Origin of the sequence: Streptomyces triticirhizae, from assembly GCF_003696235.1 — a bacterium.
In the GTDB taxonomy this organism is placed as follows: Bacteria; Actinomycetota; Actinomycetes; order Streptomycetales; family Streptomycetaceae; genus Streptomyces; species Streptomyces triticirhizae.
Window position 1 is genome coordinate 1 of sequence record NZ_RFFJ01000060.1, and the last position, 13,949, is coordinate 13,949.

Sequence of the window (13,949 nt, forward strand, 5' to 3'; positions counted from 1 at the left end):
CGTGCCCGGCCGGCAGGCCGGCGTGCCCCGGGCGGCGGGGCGCGCGACCGGTGGGGCTTCGCGCCGGCGCGTGGCATCGCGCGCCGGAGTCGGTGCCGCGCGCTCCGCCGGTGGGTGCTCGGCCGGGTGCGCGGGCGATGAGTTCGCGTTCCCCGCCCGGTCCCACGGTCAGGCGTGCCCGAAGGACGGGCGGCCTCCGGTGAGAGGAAGTGGTGACCATGGGCGGCCTGGTGGTCGTGGACATCACGGTGTCCGTGGACGGCTATGTCACCGCCCCGGGGGCGGGGCCCGAGCGCGGGCTCGGTGTCGGCGGCGAGCCGATCCACACCTGGGTGATGGAGGGGACGGCCGACGATCGGGCGGTGCTGGAGGAGGCGTACCGGGAGACCGGCGCGGTGGTGATGGGCCGGCGCCTCTTCGACGTGGTGGACGGCCCGTGGGGTTGGAACGAGGAGATGGGCTATGGCGGCCGGCGTGACCATACCGTTCAGCCGCCCTACTTCGTGGTGACCCACCGTCCGCCGGAACGGATGCGGCTGACGGGCGACTTCACCTTTGTCACGGAGGGCGTGGCGGCCGCCGTCGAACGGGCCAAGGCGGTCGCCGGCGAGCGGAACGTCGTGGTGATGGGCGGGGCCAGCGTCTGCGCGCAGAGCGTGGCGGCCGGGGTGGTCGACGAGATCCATCTCCACCTGGCGCCCTGTCTGTTGGGCGGCGGGACGCGGCTCTTCGGGCAGCTCCCGATCGAGGCCGGTGCCGGAGCCCGACCGCTGGAGATCGTCCGGGTGGTGGAGTCGCCGCACGCCACGCATCTCGTGTACCGCGTTCGGGGTTCCGACCCCGCCGGGCCGCCGGCCGGCTGAGCCGCCGGCCGGCTGAGGCAGGCCGGCACCGGCGGTCCACCGTCGCCCGCCCGGCCGTCCACCGTCGCCCGCCCGTCCGTCGTCGCCTGCCGGCCAGGGCCCACCGTCGCCCGCCGGCCTGGCCGGCAGGCCAGGACCCGCCGGGCGGTCGTCAGTCGCAGCTGCCGGCGGTGCCCGGGTCGGGCGCGCCCTGCGGGCGGCCCGCCTGGCACGCGGCGACGAACGTCGCGATGCCGTCCAACACCCGGGTGAGCCCGAAGTTGAGGATCTCCTCGGCCGGCGTGGAGAACGCGTCGGTGCCCAGGCTCATCACATGCGGGAAGTCGCCGCTGGTCAGCGCCCCCTCGATCGCCGGGCCCTGGGCCTCCCAGAACTCCTCGTCCGAGATCCCCGACTCCTCGCCGGCCTGGCGCAGCAGCACATAGTGGCGGGCGAGGCCGGTGACATAGGCGTCGAGGGTCACGATGATCTGGATCTTCTCGGGCCCGGTGAGGCCGAGCCCGTTCAGGGAGGCCAGCGCGTACTCGAAGCCGAGCAGGGCGTTGGGCCCCAGCAGCGGCCGGGCCTGGTTGACCTGGAGCAGCCAGGGGTGGTCGAGGTAGAGCCGGTAGGTGCCGAGCCCGATCCGTTCCAGCCGGGCGCGCCACCCCTCCGCCGGAGGTTCGCCGGGCGTCTCGTGGACCTTGAGCGCCTCGGGGTCATCGGGGGCCGAGACATGGTCAAGCATCAGGTTCAACAGCTCGGCCTTGCCCGGCACATAGCGGTAGAGCGACATCGTGCCGACGCCCAGCTCGGCCGCGACCTTGCGCATGGAGAGCGCGTTGAGCCCCTCGCGGTCGGCCAGGGTCACGGCGGCGGAGACGATCGCCTCCAGCGAGAGCCCCGGCTTGGGCCCCCGGCTGCGCGGACCGCGCCCTCGCCACAACAGCTCCAGGCTGCGGGTGATGGCGGCACGGTCCTGCTCGATCTCCGATGTCATCACCGCCATCCTAAAACCCGTTCGACACATCGCGTACACCGTACGCTAGATTGGGTACGGCGTACTCAGTTCGTGAGGGGAGCAGGGCATGGGGGCATCCGAGTACTCGGTGGTGGCGGAGGGGCTGCGCAAGCGCTACGGCGACAAGGTCGCCCTCGACGGGCTCGACCTGGCCGTTCGTCGGGGCACCGTGCTGGGTCTGCTCGGGCCGAACGGCGCGGGCAAGACCACATCGGTGCGGATACTCTCCACGCTGCTGCGCGCCGACGGCGGCCGGGCCGAGGTGGCGGGCGTCGACGTGCGGGCCGAGCCGGCCCGGGTCCGCCGAAGGATCGGGCTGACCGGGCAGAACGCGGCGGTGGACGAGATCCTCAACGCCCGGCAGAACCTGCGGATGTTCGGCCGCCTCTTCCACCTGGACCACGCCACCGCCGCCCGCCGCGCCGAGGAGCTGCTGGAGCAGTTCAGCCTCTCCGAGGCCGCCGACCAGCAGGTCAAGGGCTTCAGCGGCGGGATGCGCCGCCGGCTCGACCTGGCCGCCAGCATGATCCTGGCGCCGCAGGTCCTCTTCCTCGACGAGCCCACCACCGGGCTCGACCCGCGCGGCCGGAGCGAGGTCTGGAACGCCGTGCGGTCGCTCGCAGCAGGCGGCACCACCGTGCTGCTCACGACCCACTACCTGGACGAGGCCGACCAGCTCTCCGACCGGATCGCGCTGATCGACCAGGGCCGCAACATCACCGAGGACACCCCAGCCGGCCTCAAGCGCGCGGTCGGCGGCGACCGGCTGGAGGTGGTGCTCTCCGACCCCGTCGACCTGCCGCAGACGGTCAAGACCATGGCCAGGGTGACGCGCGGCGTCGGCCCCGAGCGCGACGAGGAGGCGCTGCGGGTGCACACCCCGGTCGCCGACGGGGTGGCCGCGTTGACGGCCGTGGTCAGGGAGTTGGAGGAACGCGGCATCGCCGTGGTCGACATCGGGCTGCGCCGCCCCACCCTCGACGAGGTGTTCCTCCGCCTCACCGGCGGCGAGCGGGCGCCCGCCGGAAGCGAGGCGGACGCGACGACCGCCCCGCCGCACGGGGACAGGACCGCCCCGGCACAGGAGACGACCGCCCCGTTGGACGAGGAGACGATCCGATGAGCACCACAGTCCCCGGTCAGCAGCACCGGCCGCCGCTCGACTTCGACGACACGGGCCCTGAGCGCCGCCTCTACTGGGCCGTCACCGACTGCCTGACCATCGTCCGCCGCGAGTTGACCCACCTCGTCCGGCAACCGTCCATGATCGCCTGGCAGTTGGGCTTCCCGATCGTCTCGGTGCTGCTCTTCGTCTATGTCTTCGGCAGCGCGATGGACGTCGGCGACGGGGCCGACTACAAGTCGTTCGCGATGCCGGGCCTCTTCGCGATGACCATGGCGTTCGGCTTCATGAACACCGCGATGGCGGTCGTGATCGAGAAGGAACGCGGCATCACCGACCGGTTCCGTTCCATGCCCATGGCCCCGTCGGCCGTGGTCGCCGGGCGCGGGGTCTCGGACGTGATCCAGGCGTCGTTCGACCTGCTGGTGATGGCGGTCATCGCGCTGGTGATCGGCTGGCGCTCGGACGGCGGACCGTGGGCGACGCTGGGCGCGTTCGGGCTGTTGCTGCTGCTGCGGTTCGCGCTGATCTGGATCGGCGTCTTCCTGGGGCTGATCACGCCCAACCAGGAGGTCGCGGGGAACCTGTTCGCGGTGGCGTTCCCGTTCGGGATGGTCTCCAGCGTCTTCACCCCGCCGTCGATGATGCCGGACTGGCTGGGCGCCATCGCGATGTGGAACCCGGTCTCCTCCACGGCCAACGCGATCCGCGACCTGTTCGGCAACCCGCTGCCCACCGGCGACAGTTGGATCGAGCAGAACGCGCTGCTGATGGCGGTCGTCTGGCCCCTGGTCATCACGGCGGTCTTCGTCCCCCTCGCCGTCCGCCGCTACCAGGGGCTGGGCCGCTGAGCCCTCCAGGACCCGCCGGTGGCCCGGCGCCCACCCGGGAACGGGAGCGGCGCCGGGCCACCGGCCTGGGTGCGCGGGCGCGCGGGCCCGGGGTCAGAGGCGCTCGGCGACGTAGTCGACGCAGTGGGTCAGGGCCTCGACGTCGTCGGGGGTGACCGCCGGGTACATCGCGATGCGCAGCTGGTTGCGGCCCAGCTTGCGGTACGGCTCGGTGTCCACCACGCCGTTGGCGCGCAGCACGGACGCGATCTTCGCGGCGTCCACGCCGTCGGCGAAGTCGATGGTGCCGACGACCTGCGAGCGCGCCTCGGGGTCCGTGACGAACGGGGAGGCGAACTCGGCCTTCTCCGCCCAGGAGTACAGCCGACCGGACGAGTCGGCGGTCCGGCCGACGGCCCAGTCGAGGCCGCCCTGGCCGTTGATCCACTCCAACTGGTCGGCCAGCAGGAAGAGGGTGGCCACGGCCGGGGTGTTGTACGTCTGGTCCTTGCGGGAGTTGTCGATCGCGGTGGGCAGCGACAGGAACTCCGGGATGTGCCGGCCGGAGGCCGCGATCCGCTCCACCCGCTCGATCGCCTTCGGCGAGAGGACCGCGATCCACAGCCCGCCGTCGGCGGCGAAGGACTTCTGGGGCGCGAAGTAGTACGCGTCGGTCTCCGTGATGTCCACCGGCAGGCCGCCCGCGCCCGAGGTCGCGTCCACCAGCACCAGCGAGCCCTCGTCCGCGCCCGCCACCCGGCGGACCGGGGCCGCCACGCCGGTTGAGGTCTCGTTCTGGGTGAGCGCGTAGGCGTCCACGCCGCGCTCGGCGCGCGGCTGGGCGAAGGTGCCCGGGTCCGCCGCGACCACGGTGGGCTCGTCCAGCCAGGGCGCCTTGCTGGCGGCCTTGGCGAACTTGGCCGAGAACTCGCCGAACGACGGGTGCTGCGACTTGGCCTCGATCAGCCCGTGGGTGGCGATGTCCCAGAACGCGGTGGAGCCGCCGTTGCCGAGCACCACCTCGTAGCCGTCGGGCAGGGAGAACAGCGCGGACACGCCCTCCCGCACGCGGCGCACCAGGTTCTTCACGGGCGCCTTGCGGTGGGAGGTGCCGAGCAGGGAGTCGCCGGTCGCCGCCAGGGCGTTCAGCGCCTCGACGCGCACCTTGGATGGGCCCGACCCGAACCGGCCGTCGGCGGGCTTGATCTCAGCGGGAATCTCGATATCGGCCACGAGCCGGAGCGTAGTCCCTTCCCGGTGCTCCCGGCACATCGTCCGGGGGGTGAGACACGTCGCTCCGGCTCGTGGAACGTGGTCAGGCAGCGGCCCGGCAGCGGCTCGTCGGTGGCCCGCCCGGGGCCCGTCGGCCGCCGCCGGGCGGCGGATCGGCGTGCGCCACGCGTGAGCGCGCGCCCGCGCGTCAGCGCGCGCCGTGCAGCAGCACCGGCAGTTGGTAGAGGTCGTTCTGGGTGACGTTGGGCCGGCGCCGCAGGGTCTCGTCGGGAACGGCGGGCGCCAGGCCGGGGAAGCGCTCGAAGAGTGCGGGCAGCGCCACCGCCGCCTCCAGCCGGGAGAGCGGCGCGCCCGGGCAGACGTGGGGCCCGTGCCCGAACGACATGTGCCGGATCGGGGTCGGCCGGGTGATGTCGAACTCGCGGGCGGTCGGCCCGTGTTGCTTCTCGTCCCAGCCGATCGCCACATAGGAGGTGATCAGGCCCTCGCCCTTGGGGATCACCGTGTCGCCCACCTCGATGTCCTCGGTGGCGAAGCGGATCAGCACGTGCGAGGTCGGCGAGGACCAGCGCAGCGTCTCCTCGATGACGGTCTCCCAGGGGATCTCGCCGTTCAGCACGAGCGCCTTCTGGTCGGGGTTCGAGAGCAGCCCGCGCACCGCGTTGTTGATCAGCGCGATGGTGGTCTCGTGACCCGCCGCGATCATCAGCTGGAGGGTGTTGGTGATCTCGTCATCCGTCATCCGCGCGCCCCCGTCGTCGGCGAGGATCAGCGCGCTGGTCAGGTCGTCGCCCGGGTTGGCGCGCTTCTCGTCGACGGTCCTGGCGAAGATGTCGTGCAGCTCGGCGATCATCTTCGGGACCCGCGCCGGCGGCGTCTGGGTGTTGAAGAACTCCTCGAAGAGCGAGCGGAGTTCGGGCTGGTCGGACTCCTTGATGCCCATCAGCTCGGAGACCACCGCCATCGGCAGCGGGTAGGCGAAGTGCGCCTTGAGGTCCACCGGTTCGCCGACCGGCTGGGCCTCAAGACCGGCCAGCAGCCGCGCCGTGATGCGCTCGACGCCCGGCCGCAGCAGCTGCACCCGGCGCGGGGTGAGCGCCTGCGCCACCTTGGCGCGCAGCCTGCGGTGTTCGGCGCCGTCCACGGTGAGCATGGAACGCGGCGGGGCGGCCAGCCCGATCAGCGGCCACTCCTGGGAGATCTCGCCGCGCTGCCAGGCGTTCCAGACGTTGATGTCCTTCACCAGCCGGGGGTCGTTCAGCAGCCTGCGGGCCTCGGCGTGGTGGGTGACCGCCAACACCGGGACGCCGCCCGGGAGTTCGACCCTGGCGATGGGCCCGGCCGCCAGCAGCGCCGCTCCCTCGCCCTCCAGGTCGCGTACCAGCGGGTCGAGCACGATGGTGTCGGCGCCTGGGGAGTCGGCGGTGTGGTGGACGGGACAGCTCATCTCTGGCCTCCAAGTGCGGGGGTCGGTGTGAAACGCACCGGCAGCGCGGTCATGCCCCGCAGCCAGGGTGAAGGCCGCCGGACGAGTGACGCCGGTGGTACGGACAGGTCCATGTCGGGCAGCCGATCGAGGATCACCTCGATTCCGCCCCTGGCGATGACTTCCGCGATTTCCATCGCTGGAAACGGGCAGCGGTGATCTCCGTGGCTGAAGGAGAAGAACGCGTTGTTGCCCCCGGTCAGCCCGCCGGACCCCCCGTGCTGATGGACCCGCACCTGCGGGTCGTCGTTGGCGCCCTGGAAGCCGAGCACCAACAGGTCGCCGGCCCTGATGTGCCGGTCGGCCAGCCGGGTGTCCCTGGTGGCCCACCGGCCGGCGATGATCTGGCTGGGCGTGTCCTCCCAGAGCACCTCCCGCATGGCCTCGGCCACGCTGTTGCGGCCGCCGAAGAACGAGGCGGCGAACCGGTCGTCGGTGAGCATCAGGCGCAGGGTGTTGCCGATCCAGTCCACCGTCGGCTGGTGGCCGGCGGCCGACATCACCATCAGGTCCTGCACCAACTCCTCGTCGGAGAAGCCCCGGGGGTTGGCCAGCATCCGGCTGGCCACGTCGGCCGCCGGCCGCACCCGGCGCGCCGCGAGCAACCTTCGCATGGAACCGAGCAGGTGTTGTTGCCCGGCGATCGCGTTCTCGCCGCCGTCGATCATGTCGTGGAGGGCCTGACCCACCGAGGGGCCCTCCTCGTCCGGGAAGCCGAAGATCTTGGCCAGCACCAGGATCGGCAGCAGCGTGGCGAAGTCCCCGATCAGCTCCGCCTCGCCCTGGCCGCAGATCCGGTCGATCAGCCCGTCGGCCAGCTGCTCGACGATCTTCCGCAGCTCGATCTGGTCCACGGCCTCCAGCGCGTCGTTGATCACCGCGACCCGCCGGGTGTGCGCCTCGCCCACGGTGTAGAGGATCGACGGCTGCTTGTGCCCGATCATCGGCAGCAGCGGCCAGTCGTCGGGGATGTTGTCCCACTGGTTCCACAGGTCCGAGTCCCGGCTGAACAGCTGGGAGTCGCTGAGGAGTTGGTGCAGCTCCCGGTAGCCGATCACCAGCCACGCCGGGACGTCGCCGGGCAGCACGATCGGCACGACCGCGCCGTGCCGCTGGCGCATCTCCCGGTACAGCGCGTGCGGGTCGGTGTGGAAGCGCTCGCCGCTGAGCGGCACGGCGTCCGGGGCCAGGCCGGGCACCGAACCCGCTGGCGACGACGAGGGGGAGGCGGGGGTGCTCACTTAGCTGCTCTCCTGGGCGGTGGACAGAGCGTGCAGGTGTTCCACGAGCGTGATCAGCACGTTCTTGCTGGACGGACGGGAGCGGGCGTCGCAGTCGATGAGCGGGACGTGTTCGGGCAGGTCCAGCGCGTCACGCACCTGCTCGTGCGTGTGGCGCGGCCCGCCGAAGTCGTTGCGCGCCACGATGAACGGGGTGCCGTGGTGTTCGAGGCGGTCGATCGCGTACCAGGAGTCGGCCAGCCGCCGGGTGTCCACCAGCACCACGGCGCCCAGGGTGCCGGCGAAGAGCCGGTCCCAGAGGAACCAGAAGCGCTCCTGACCCGGGGCGCCGAAGAGGTAGAGGACGGTGCGCTCGTTGAGCGCGATCCGGCCGAAGTCGAAGGCGACCGTGGTGGAGGTCTTGCCCTGGATCGCGGAGACGTCGTCGACCCGTTCCCCGGCGCGGGTCATCACCTCCTCGGTGTTCAGCGGCCTGATGTCGCTGACGGAACGCACCATGGTGGTCTTGCCCACGCCGAAGCCGCCGACGACCACGATCTTCAGACCGTTGTCGGCTGACCTGCCGAGTGGGGTGCGGGCGGCCGGGCGGTCAGAGGTTGCGGAGTCCAACGAGCACCTGCTCAAGGAGATTCGAGTCGGGTAGGTGTGCGGCCGCGCGGGCCGTCTGGGGGTGCCGGGCGGTGATCAGGCCCGAGTCGAGCAGGTCGCTCAGCAGGATGCGGACGACCGTGATCGGGAGCTTCAGCTCGGCCGAGATCTCCACCACGGCTGTCGGGTACTGGCACATCCGCAGGATGCGGATGTGCTCCGACTGCATCCCCGGCGACGGCTCCGACTCGCTCACCACCAGGGTGACCAGGTCGAAGGCGTCGGACGACGCCCGGCTGCGGCCCCGGGTCACGGTGTAGAGGCGGTCGGGGTCCTCGTCGCGCCCCGGGCGGCTCATGCGGTGTCGTTCCCTTCGCCGGGCCTGCGGGGCGCGGCGCTGAGGTACTCGCCGAGCTGCTCGACCAGCTCGTTCATGTTGTGCCCGATGACCCCGACGTCGGCGTGCTGGTCGGCGACGATGGCCAGATGGGCGCCGTCGCCGGCCTCCACGATGAAGAGGATGCCGCCGTAGAACTCGGTCATCGACTGGCGGACCCCGCCCGAGCCGTCGCCGAACTCGATGGAGGCGCCGTGCGAGAGGCTCTGGATGCCGGCGGCGATCGCGGCCAACTGGTCGGCCTGGTCCTCGGACAGCTCGGGGGTGCGACAGAGCTTGAGGCCGTCCCGGGACAGCACGAGCGCGTGCCGTGCTCCGGGGGTGCGGTCGAGCAGCCGCTCCAGCAGCCAGTTGAGCCGCTCGTCCGCCGTCGCTGAGAGGGAGGGGTGATGCCGGGTCCCGGCGGATGGTGTGGTCATGGGGTGTGTTCCTCCGGGTGGGACTCTTCTCGGGGGGAGGGTGCGGTCGGTTCACCGGCGGCCCGGTCCCGGCCCTGGAGGGCCTGGCGGAAGGCACCGAACCTGGCGGCGGACTCGGCCGGGGAGTGCGTGGGCGCGGGCCCGCTGTCGCGCTCGGCGCGGGCGCGCTCCTGCCGGTGGGCGGCGGCCAGGGTGCGGCCCCTGCGGCGCTTGGGCAGGCCGCTCTCGCCGAACTGCGGCAGCTCGTCGGTGGTGGAGGACTCGGCGGGGGCGTGCTCCCTGGTGGGCAGCGGCCGGTCGTCGGCCGCCACCGGCTCGGGGGCCGGCGGCGCCTCGACCGGCGCGGGCGCGGGGGCCGGCTCGGGTGCGGGCTCGGGCTTGGGCTCGGGCGCCTGGGCGGCCGGCACGGGGGTGGTGGCGGCCGCGAAGCCGAGGGGCTCGTCGGCGGCGCGGGGGCGGCTGAGCAGCTCCTGAGGGATCATCAGCAGCACGCCGGTGCCGCCCCTGGCCGAGGGACGGAAGCTGACCTTCAGCCCGTACTTGCGGGCCAGCACGCCGACGACGGCCAGGCCGAGCCGGGTGCCGGAGAGCGAGGCGAGGTCCAACGGCTCGTCGGAGACGGCGCGTTCGGCGCGGCGCAGCGCCACGTCGCTCATCACCAGGCCGCTGTCCTCGACGGTGATCACGACGCCGGCGGGAACCTCCTCGACATAGACGTGCACCTCGGCCGTCGGCGGCGAGAAGTTGGCGGCGTTGTCCAGGATCTCGGCGAGCGCGTGCATCACGCCCTCGGCGGCGTGGCCGGCGACGGCGACGTTCACCGTGGAGTGCGAGCGGACCCGCTGGTAGCCGCCGATCCGGCCCATGGCGCCCCGGATGATGCTCTCCATCACGATCGGCTTGGACCAACGCCGCCCGGAGCGGGCGCCGGTGAGCACCGCGATGCTGTCCGCGAGGCGGCCGGCCTGCGCGGTGCGGTGGTCGATCAGCAGCAGGTCGCCGAGGACGTCCTCGTCGGTGTGCCGATGTTCCATCTCGCGCAGCTCCGCCAACATGCTGAGGGTGAGGGCCTGGAGGCGGGCGCCGGCGCCGGCGCCGGCGGCGAGGGCCGCGGCCCTGCCGGCCTCGGCGCGGCCGACCTCCTCGGCCAGGGCGCGCAGCACGCGCTCCTCGGCGGCGTTCTCCGGCCGGCTGGCGCCGAGCGCGGTGGCGGTGGACGCGCCGCCGCGCAGCCGTTCGACGAGCGCCGTCACCTCGGTGTCGGCGAACTCGTCCAGGCGGCGCCTGTGGGCCGCCAACTCCTCTGTCAAGCGCCGCGTTTCGGCTCGGCCGTGGGCGGCCCACGGCACCGCGACGCAGAGGGCGAGCGCGCCCGCGCCGGCCCCCCAGGCCAGGGGGACCCGGACCGACTCGGGCGCCAGATAGACCGCGAGGGTCCAGGCCAGGCCGGTGGCGGCCAGGGTGATCAACAGGGCGAGCAGCATCTGACGCTTCGCCGGGCGCTTCGGCCTCCGGCGCTCCGGCCGGGTGTGCGCTGTCATGAAACGGGGACCTCGGGGGACGTCAGGGGGCGGTAATTCGCCAACACTATAGGGTGAGTTGACGAGCCGATTGGCGTCACGCCCATTGGAATTGCGTGTGCTTTCTGTGTGTTCTGACGCTCCGACACGCGAAAGCGGCCGGGAGAGGCCCGCGAGATCCCCGGGGTAACCCTGCGGAAATGGTGCAGGCTGGGAGTTATGGAACGGCTGAGGCGAACGACGGGCCATCGCGGGAACAGCGGGCACGGCGAGGACGCGGGTAAGGGCGGGAACGGCGGGCGCGGGGCGGTCCCGGCCGAGGCGGCGGAGCTGGCAGCCGCGCTCGCCGCCCGGGTGCGGGGCGAGGTCGAACTCGACGCGGGCAGCCGGGCGTTGACCACCATGGACGCCTCCAACTACCGGCGGGTGCCGCTCGGCGTGGTGGCGCCCAGGGACGCCGAGGACGTGGCCGCCGCGCTGGCGGTGGCCCGCGAGCACGGCGTTCCGGTGGTGGCGCGGGGCGGCGGCACCAGCATCGCCGGGCAGGCCACGGGTCTCGGCCTGGTGCTGGACTTCACCCGCCACATGAACCGGGTCCGCTCCGTCGACCCCGAGTCCCGCACCGCCGTGGTGGAGCCGGGCGTGATCTGCGACACGCTGCGGTCCGCGGCGGCCCGGCACGGGCTGACGTTCGGCCCCGACCCGTCCACCCACAGCCGGTGCACGCTGGGCGGGATGATCGGCAACAACTCCTGCGGCTCGCACTCGGTCGCCTGGGGCACCACGGCCGACAACACCCGGCGGCTGACCGTGCTCACCTACCGGGGCGAGGAGGCGGAGCTGCGCCGGGGCGGGGCCGGCGTTCCCGAGCGGCTGCGGGCCGGCGTCGAGTCGCTGGTGGGCGGCGAACTGGCGACGCTGCGCACCGGGTTCCCCGACCTGCCGCGCCGGATCTCCGGCTACGCCCTGGACGAGCTGCTGCCGGAGCGCGGTCGGGACTGGGCGCGCGCGTTCACCGGCTCCGAGGGCACGTTGGGGGTGCTGACCGAGGCGGAGGTGGCGCTGGTGCCGCCGCCGGCGGCGCGGGCGTTGGCGGTGTTGGGCTATCCGCAGGAGAGCGCGGCCGCCGAGGCCGCCGCCGGGCTGCTGGCGCACGGGCCGCTGACCGTGGAGGGCATGGCCGCCGACCTGGTGGGCGGTCCGGCGGCCGGCGCGCTGCCGCGCGGCGGCGCCTGGCTCTTCGTCGAGGTCGGCGGTGCCGACCCCGGCGAGGCCAGGGCGGCGGCCGAGGCGATCGGCCGCGCCACGGCGGGCGAGACCACGGGCAGCGCGGTGCTGACCGATCCGCTGGAGCAGCGCGCGCTGTGGCGGGTCAGGGAGGACGCCTCGGGCACCGCGACCCGGCTGCCGGACGGCGGCGAGGCGTGGCCGGGCTGGGAGGACTGCGCGGTGCCGCCGGCCCGACTCGGCGCCTATCTGCGGGAGTTCCGCGGCCTGCTGCGGGACCACGGGCTGCGCGGGCTGCCCTACGGGCACTTCGGCGACGGCTGCATCCATGTGCGGATCGACTTCGACCTGCTGACCGAGCGGGGCGTGGCGCGGTTCCGGGAGTTCAGCGCCGAGCTGGCGGACCTGGTGGTGGCACACGGCGGCTCGCTCTCCGGGGAGCACGGCGACGGGCTGGCCCGCTCGGAGCTGCTGCCGAGGATGTACGGGCCCGAACTGGTCGGCCTCTTCGACCGGTTCAAGACGGTCTGGGACCCGGACGGCGGCCTCAACCCGGGCGTGCTGGCCCGGCCGGCGCCGCTGGACGCGAACCTGCGCTTCGTGGGGATGCCGACCCGGCCGCCCGTCGCGTTCTCCTATCCGGAGGACGGCGGGGACTTCTCGGCGGCGGTGCGGCGCTGCGTGGGCGTCGCCAAGTGCCGTGACGCGGGCAGCGGTTCGGGCGTGATGTGCCCCTCGTTCCGGGCGACGGGCCGGGAGGAGCACTCGACCAGGGGCCGGGCCAGGCTGCTCCACGAGATGCTGCTGGGCGAGGTCGTCACCGAGGGCTGGCGCTCGCCCGAGGTGCGGGACGCGCTGGACCTGTGCCTGTCCTGCAAGGGCTGCCGCAGCGACTGCCCGGTCGGCGTGGACATGGCCACCTACAAGGCGGAGTTCCTGCACCACCACTACGCGGGCCGCCGCCGCCCCGCCGCCCACTACGCGATGGGCCGGCTGCCCGCCTGGCTGCGGCTGGCGGCGGCGCTGCGGCTGGCGGGTCCCGCCAACGTGGCGGCGCGCGTGGGGCCGTTGGCGGCGCTGGCCAAGCGGCTGGGCGGGATCGCGCCGGAACGGGCCATCCCGCCGCTGGCGCGCGAGCCGTTGACCCGCTGGTGGGCGCGGCAGGGGCGGTCCGAGGGGGACGACCTGCTGCTGTTTCCGGACAGTTTCACCAACTACCTGGCGCCGGAGGCCGGTCGGGCCGCGATCCGGGTGTTCGACGACGCGGGGCTTCGGGTGCGGCTGCCGCGCGGCGCGGTCTGCTGCGGGCTGACGGAGATCTCCACCGGGCAGCTTGACCGGGCGCGGGCGGTGGGCCGCCGCACCCTGGACCGGCTGGCGGGCGAGATCGACGCCGGCCGGACGGTGTCCGTGCTGGAGCCGCCGTGCGCCGCCGCGCTCCGCACGGACCTGCCGGAGCTGCTGCCCGATGACCCGCGCGCCGCCCGACTCGCCGCGCTGGTACGGACGTTCGCCGAGACCCTGAACGAGCGCGCGCCCGCCTGGCGCCCGCCGACGATCGGCCGGCCGGTGGCCGGGCAGACCCACTGCCACCAGCACGCGGTGCTGGGCGACACCGCCGACCGGGCGCTGCGCGAGGCGGCGGGGCTCACCGGCCAGCTGTCGTCCGGCTGCTGCGGTCTCGCGGGGAACTTCGGCTTCGAGAAGGGGCACTTCGAGGTCTCGGTGGCCTGCGCCGAGGACCAGCTGCTGCCGTCGGTGCGGCAGGCGCCGGCGGAGACGGTGCTGGTGGCGGACGGCTACTCCTGCCGGCTGCAACTCGACCAGCTGGCCGGGGCGCGGGCGAAGCACTTCGCGGAGGTGCTGGCCGAACACCTTGGGAAGTAGCGGGGGTTCGCGCACCGTTCGCTCGCCGGGCGGTTCTTGAATTCTCAATTTTCCCCATGCGTCCGCGCGGGCCCACGTGCCGATATCCACCCGCCCCGTCCCGCGCGCGACTTATCCGGCGTGCGGTGGGCGCCC

At 73.4% G+C, this 13,949-nt stretch carries 12 protein-coding genes; 4 read left to right on the forward strand and 8 right to left on the reverse strand.

Annotated elements, in window-relative coordinates; genetic code table 11:
* Positions 1-218: 218 nt before the first annotated feature.
* Positions 219-863 carry a dihydrofolate reductase family protein gene (locus tag EBN88_RS13040; RefSeq protein WP_122184023.1) on the forward strand — a complete coding sequence of 215 codons (645 nt, stop codon included), beginning with the start codon at positions 219-221 and terminating at the stop codon, positions 861-863.
* Positions 864-1,014: 151 nt separating this feature from the next.
* On the opposite strand, the gene EBN88_RS13045 is transcribed toward EBN88_RS13040, so the two are convergent.
* Complete coding sequence (locus EBN88_RS13045; RefSeq protein WP_199742344.1) at positions 1,015-1,842, reverse strand: TetR/AcrR family transcriptional regulator; 828 nt, start codon at positions 1,840-1,842, stop codon at positions 1,015-1,017.
* An 88-nt stretch (positions 1,843-1,930) separates the two neighbouring features.
* Between EBN88_RS13045 and EBN88_RS13050 the strand changes: the two genes are divergently transcribed.
* A complete protein-coding gene (locus tag EBN88_RS13050) occupies positions 1,931-2,986 on the forward strand; it encodes an ATP-binding cassette domain-containing protein (RefSeq protein WP_122184025.1) in 1,056 nt (351 codons plus the stop codon).
* Positions 2,983-3,837, forward strand: coding sequence for an ABC transporter permease (locus EBN88_RS13055; RefSeq protein WP_122184026.1), 855 nt, complete (start codon positions 2,983-2,985; stop codon positions 3,835-3,837). Before EBN88_RS13050 ends, EBN88_RS13055 begins: the two co-directional genes overlap by 4 nt.
* A gap of 93 nt (positions 3,838-3,930) precedes the next feature.
* Here the strand turns inward: EBN88_RS13055 and serC are convergent, their stop codons facing one another.
* The 7 genes from serC to EBN88_RS13090 form a co-directional block, all read right to left on the reverse strand.
* Positions 3,931-5,049, reverse strand: a complete 1,119-nt coding sequence (gene serC, locus EBN88_RS13060) for a phosphoserine transaminase (RefSeq protein WP_122184027.1) — start codon at positions 5,047-5,049, stop codon at positions 3,931-3,933.
* Positions 5,050-5,236: 187 nt separating this feature from the next.
* Positions 5,237-6,496 carry a cytochrome P450 family protein gene (locus EBN88_RS13065; RefSeq protein ID WP_122184028.1) on the reverse strand — a complete coding sequence of 420 codons (1,260 nt, stop codon included), beginning with the start codon at positions 6,494-6,496 and terminating at the stop codon, positions 5,237-5,239.
* Positions 6,493-7,725 carry a cytochrome P450 gene (locus EBN88_RS13070; RefSeq protein WP_122184046.1) on the reverse strand — a complete coding sequence of 411 codons (1,233 nt, stop codon included), beginning with the start codon at positions 7,723-7,725 and terminating at the stop codon, positions 6,493-6,495. The genes EBN88_RS13065 and EBN88_RS13070 overlap by 4 nt, the downstream gene beginning before the upstream one ends.
* 51 nt (positions 7,726-7,776) lie before the next feature.
* Positions 7,777-8,385 carry a GTP-binding protein gene (locus EBN88_RS13075; RefSeq protein ID WP_122184029.1) on the reverse strand — a complete coding sequence of 203 codons (609 nt, stop codon included), beginning with the start codon at positions 8,383-8,385 and terminating at the stop codon, positions 7,777-7,779.
* On the reverse strand, positions 8,366-8,722 hold the full coding sequence (locus tag EBN88_RS13080; protein ID WP_122184030.1) for a DUF742 domain-containing protein: 357 nt from the start codon (positions 8,720-8,722) through the stop codon (positions 8,366-8,368). The genes EBN88_RS13075 and EBN88_RS13080 overlap by 20 nt, the downstream gene beginning before the upstream one ends.
* Positions 8,719-9,180 (reverse strand): roadblock/LC7 domain-containing protein, encoded by a 462-nt coding sequence (locus EBN88_RS13085; RefSeq protein WP_122184031.1) that lies wholly within the window; start codon positions 9,178-9,180, stop codon positions 8,719-8,721. Before EBN88_RS13085 ends, EBN88_RS13080 begins: the two co-directional genes overlap by 4 nt.
* A complete protein-coding gene (locus tag EBN88_RS13090) occupies positions 9,177-10,721 on the reverse strand; it encodes a sensor histidine kinase (RefSeq protein WP_122184032.1) in 1,545 nt (514 codons plus the stop codon). The genes EBN88_RS13085 and EBN88_RS13090 overlap by 4 nt, the downstream gene beginning before the upstream one ends.
* A gap of 198 nt (positions 10,722-10,919) precedes the next feature.
* Between EBN88_RS13090 and EBN88_RS13095 the strand changes: the two genes are divergently transcribed.
* A complete protein-coding gene (locus EBN88_RS13095) occupies positions 10,920-13,814 on the forward strand; it encodes an FAD-binding and (Fe-S)-binding domain-containing protein (protein ID WP_122184033.1) in 2,895 nt (964 codons plus the stop codon).
* Positions 13,815-13,949 lie beyond the last annotated feature (135 nt).

Excerpts from the sequence above, each read along its gene's own strand:
- EBN88_RS13040 (WP_122184023.1), top strand. The coding sequence starts at position 219 with ATGGGCGGCCTGGTGGTCGTGGACATCACGGTGTCCGTGGACGGCTAT.
- EBN88_RS13045 (WP_199742344.1), bottom strand. The coding sequence starts at position 1,842 with ATGACATCGGAGATCGAGCAGGACCGTGCCGCCATCACCCGCAGCCTG.
- EBN88_RS13050 (WP_122184025.1), top strand. The coding sequence starts at position 1,931 with ATGGGGGCATCCGAGTACTCGGTGGTGGCGGAGGGGCTGCGCAAGCGC.
- EBN88_RS13055 (WP_122184026.1), top strand. The coding sequence starts at position 2,983 with ATGAGCACCACAGTCCCCGGTCAGCAGCACCGGCCGCCGCTCGACTTC.
- EBN88_RS13065 (WP_122184028.1), bottom strand. The coding sequence starts at position 6,496 with ATGAGCTGTCCCGTCCACCACACCGCCGACTCCCCAGGCGCCGACACC.
- EBN88_RS13080 (WP_122184030.1), bottom strand. The coding sequence starts at position 8,722 with ATGAGCCGCCCGGGGCGCGACGAGGACCCCGACCGCCTCTACACCGTG.
- EBN88_RS13085 (WP_122184031.1), bottom strand. The coding sequence starts at position 9,180 with ATGACCACACCATCCGCCGGGACCCGGCATCACCCCTCCCTCTCAGCG.
- EBN88_RS13090 (WP_122184032.1), bottom strand. The coding sequence starts at position 10,721 with ATGACAGCGCACACCCGGCCGGAGCGCCGGAGGCCGAAGCGCCCGGCG.
- EBN88_RS13095 (WP_122184033.1), top strand. The coding sequence starts at position 10,920 with ATGGAACGGCTGAGGCGAACGACGGGCCATCGCGGGAACAGCGGGCAC.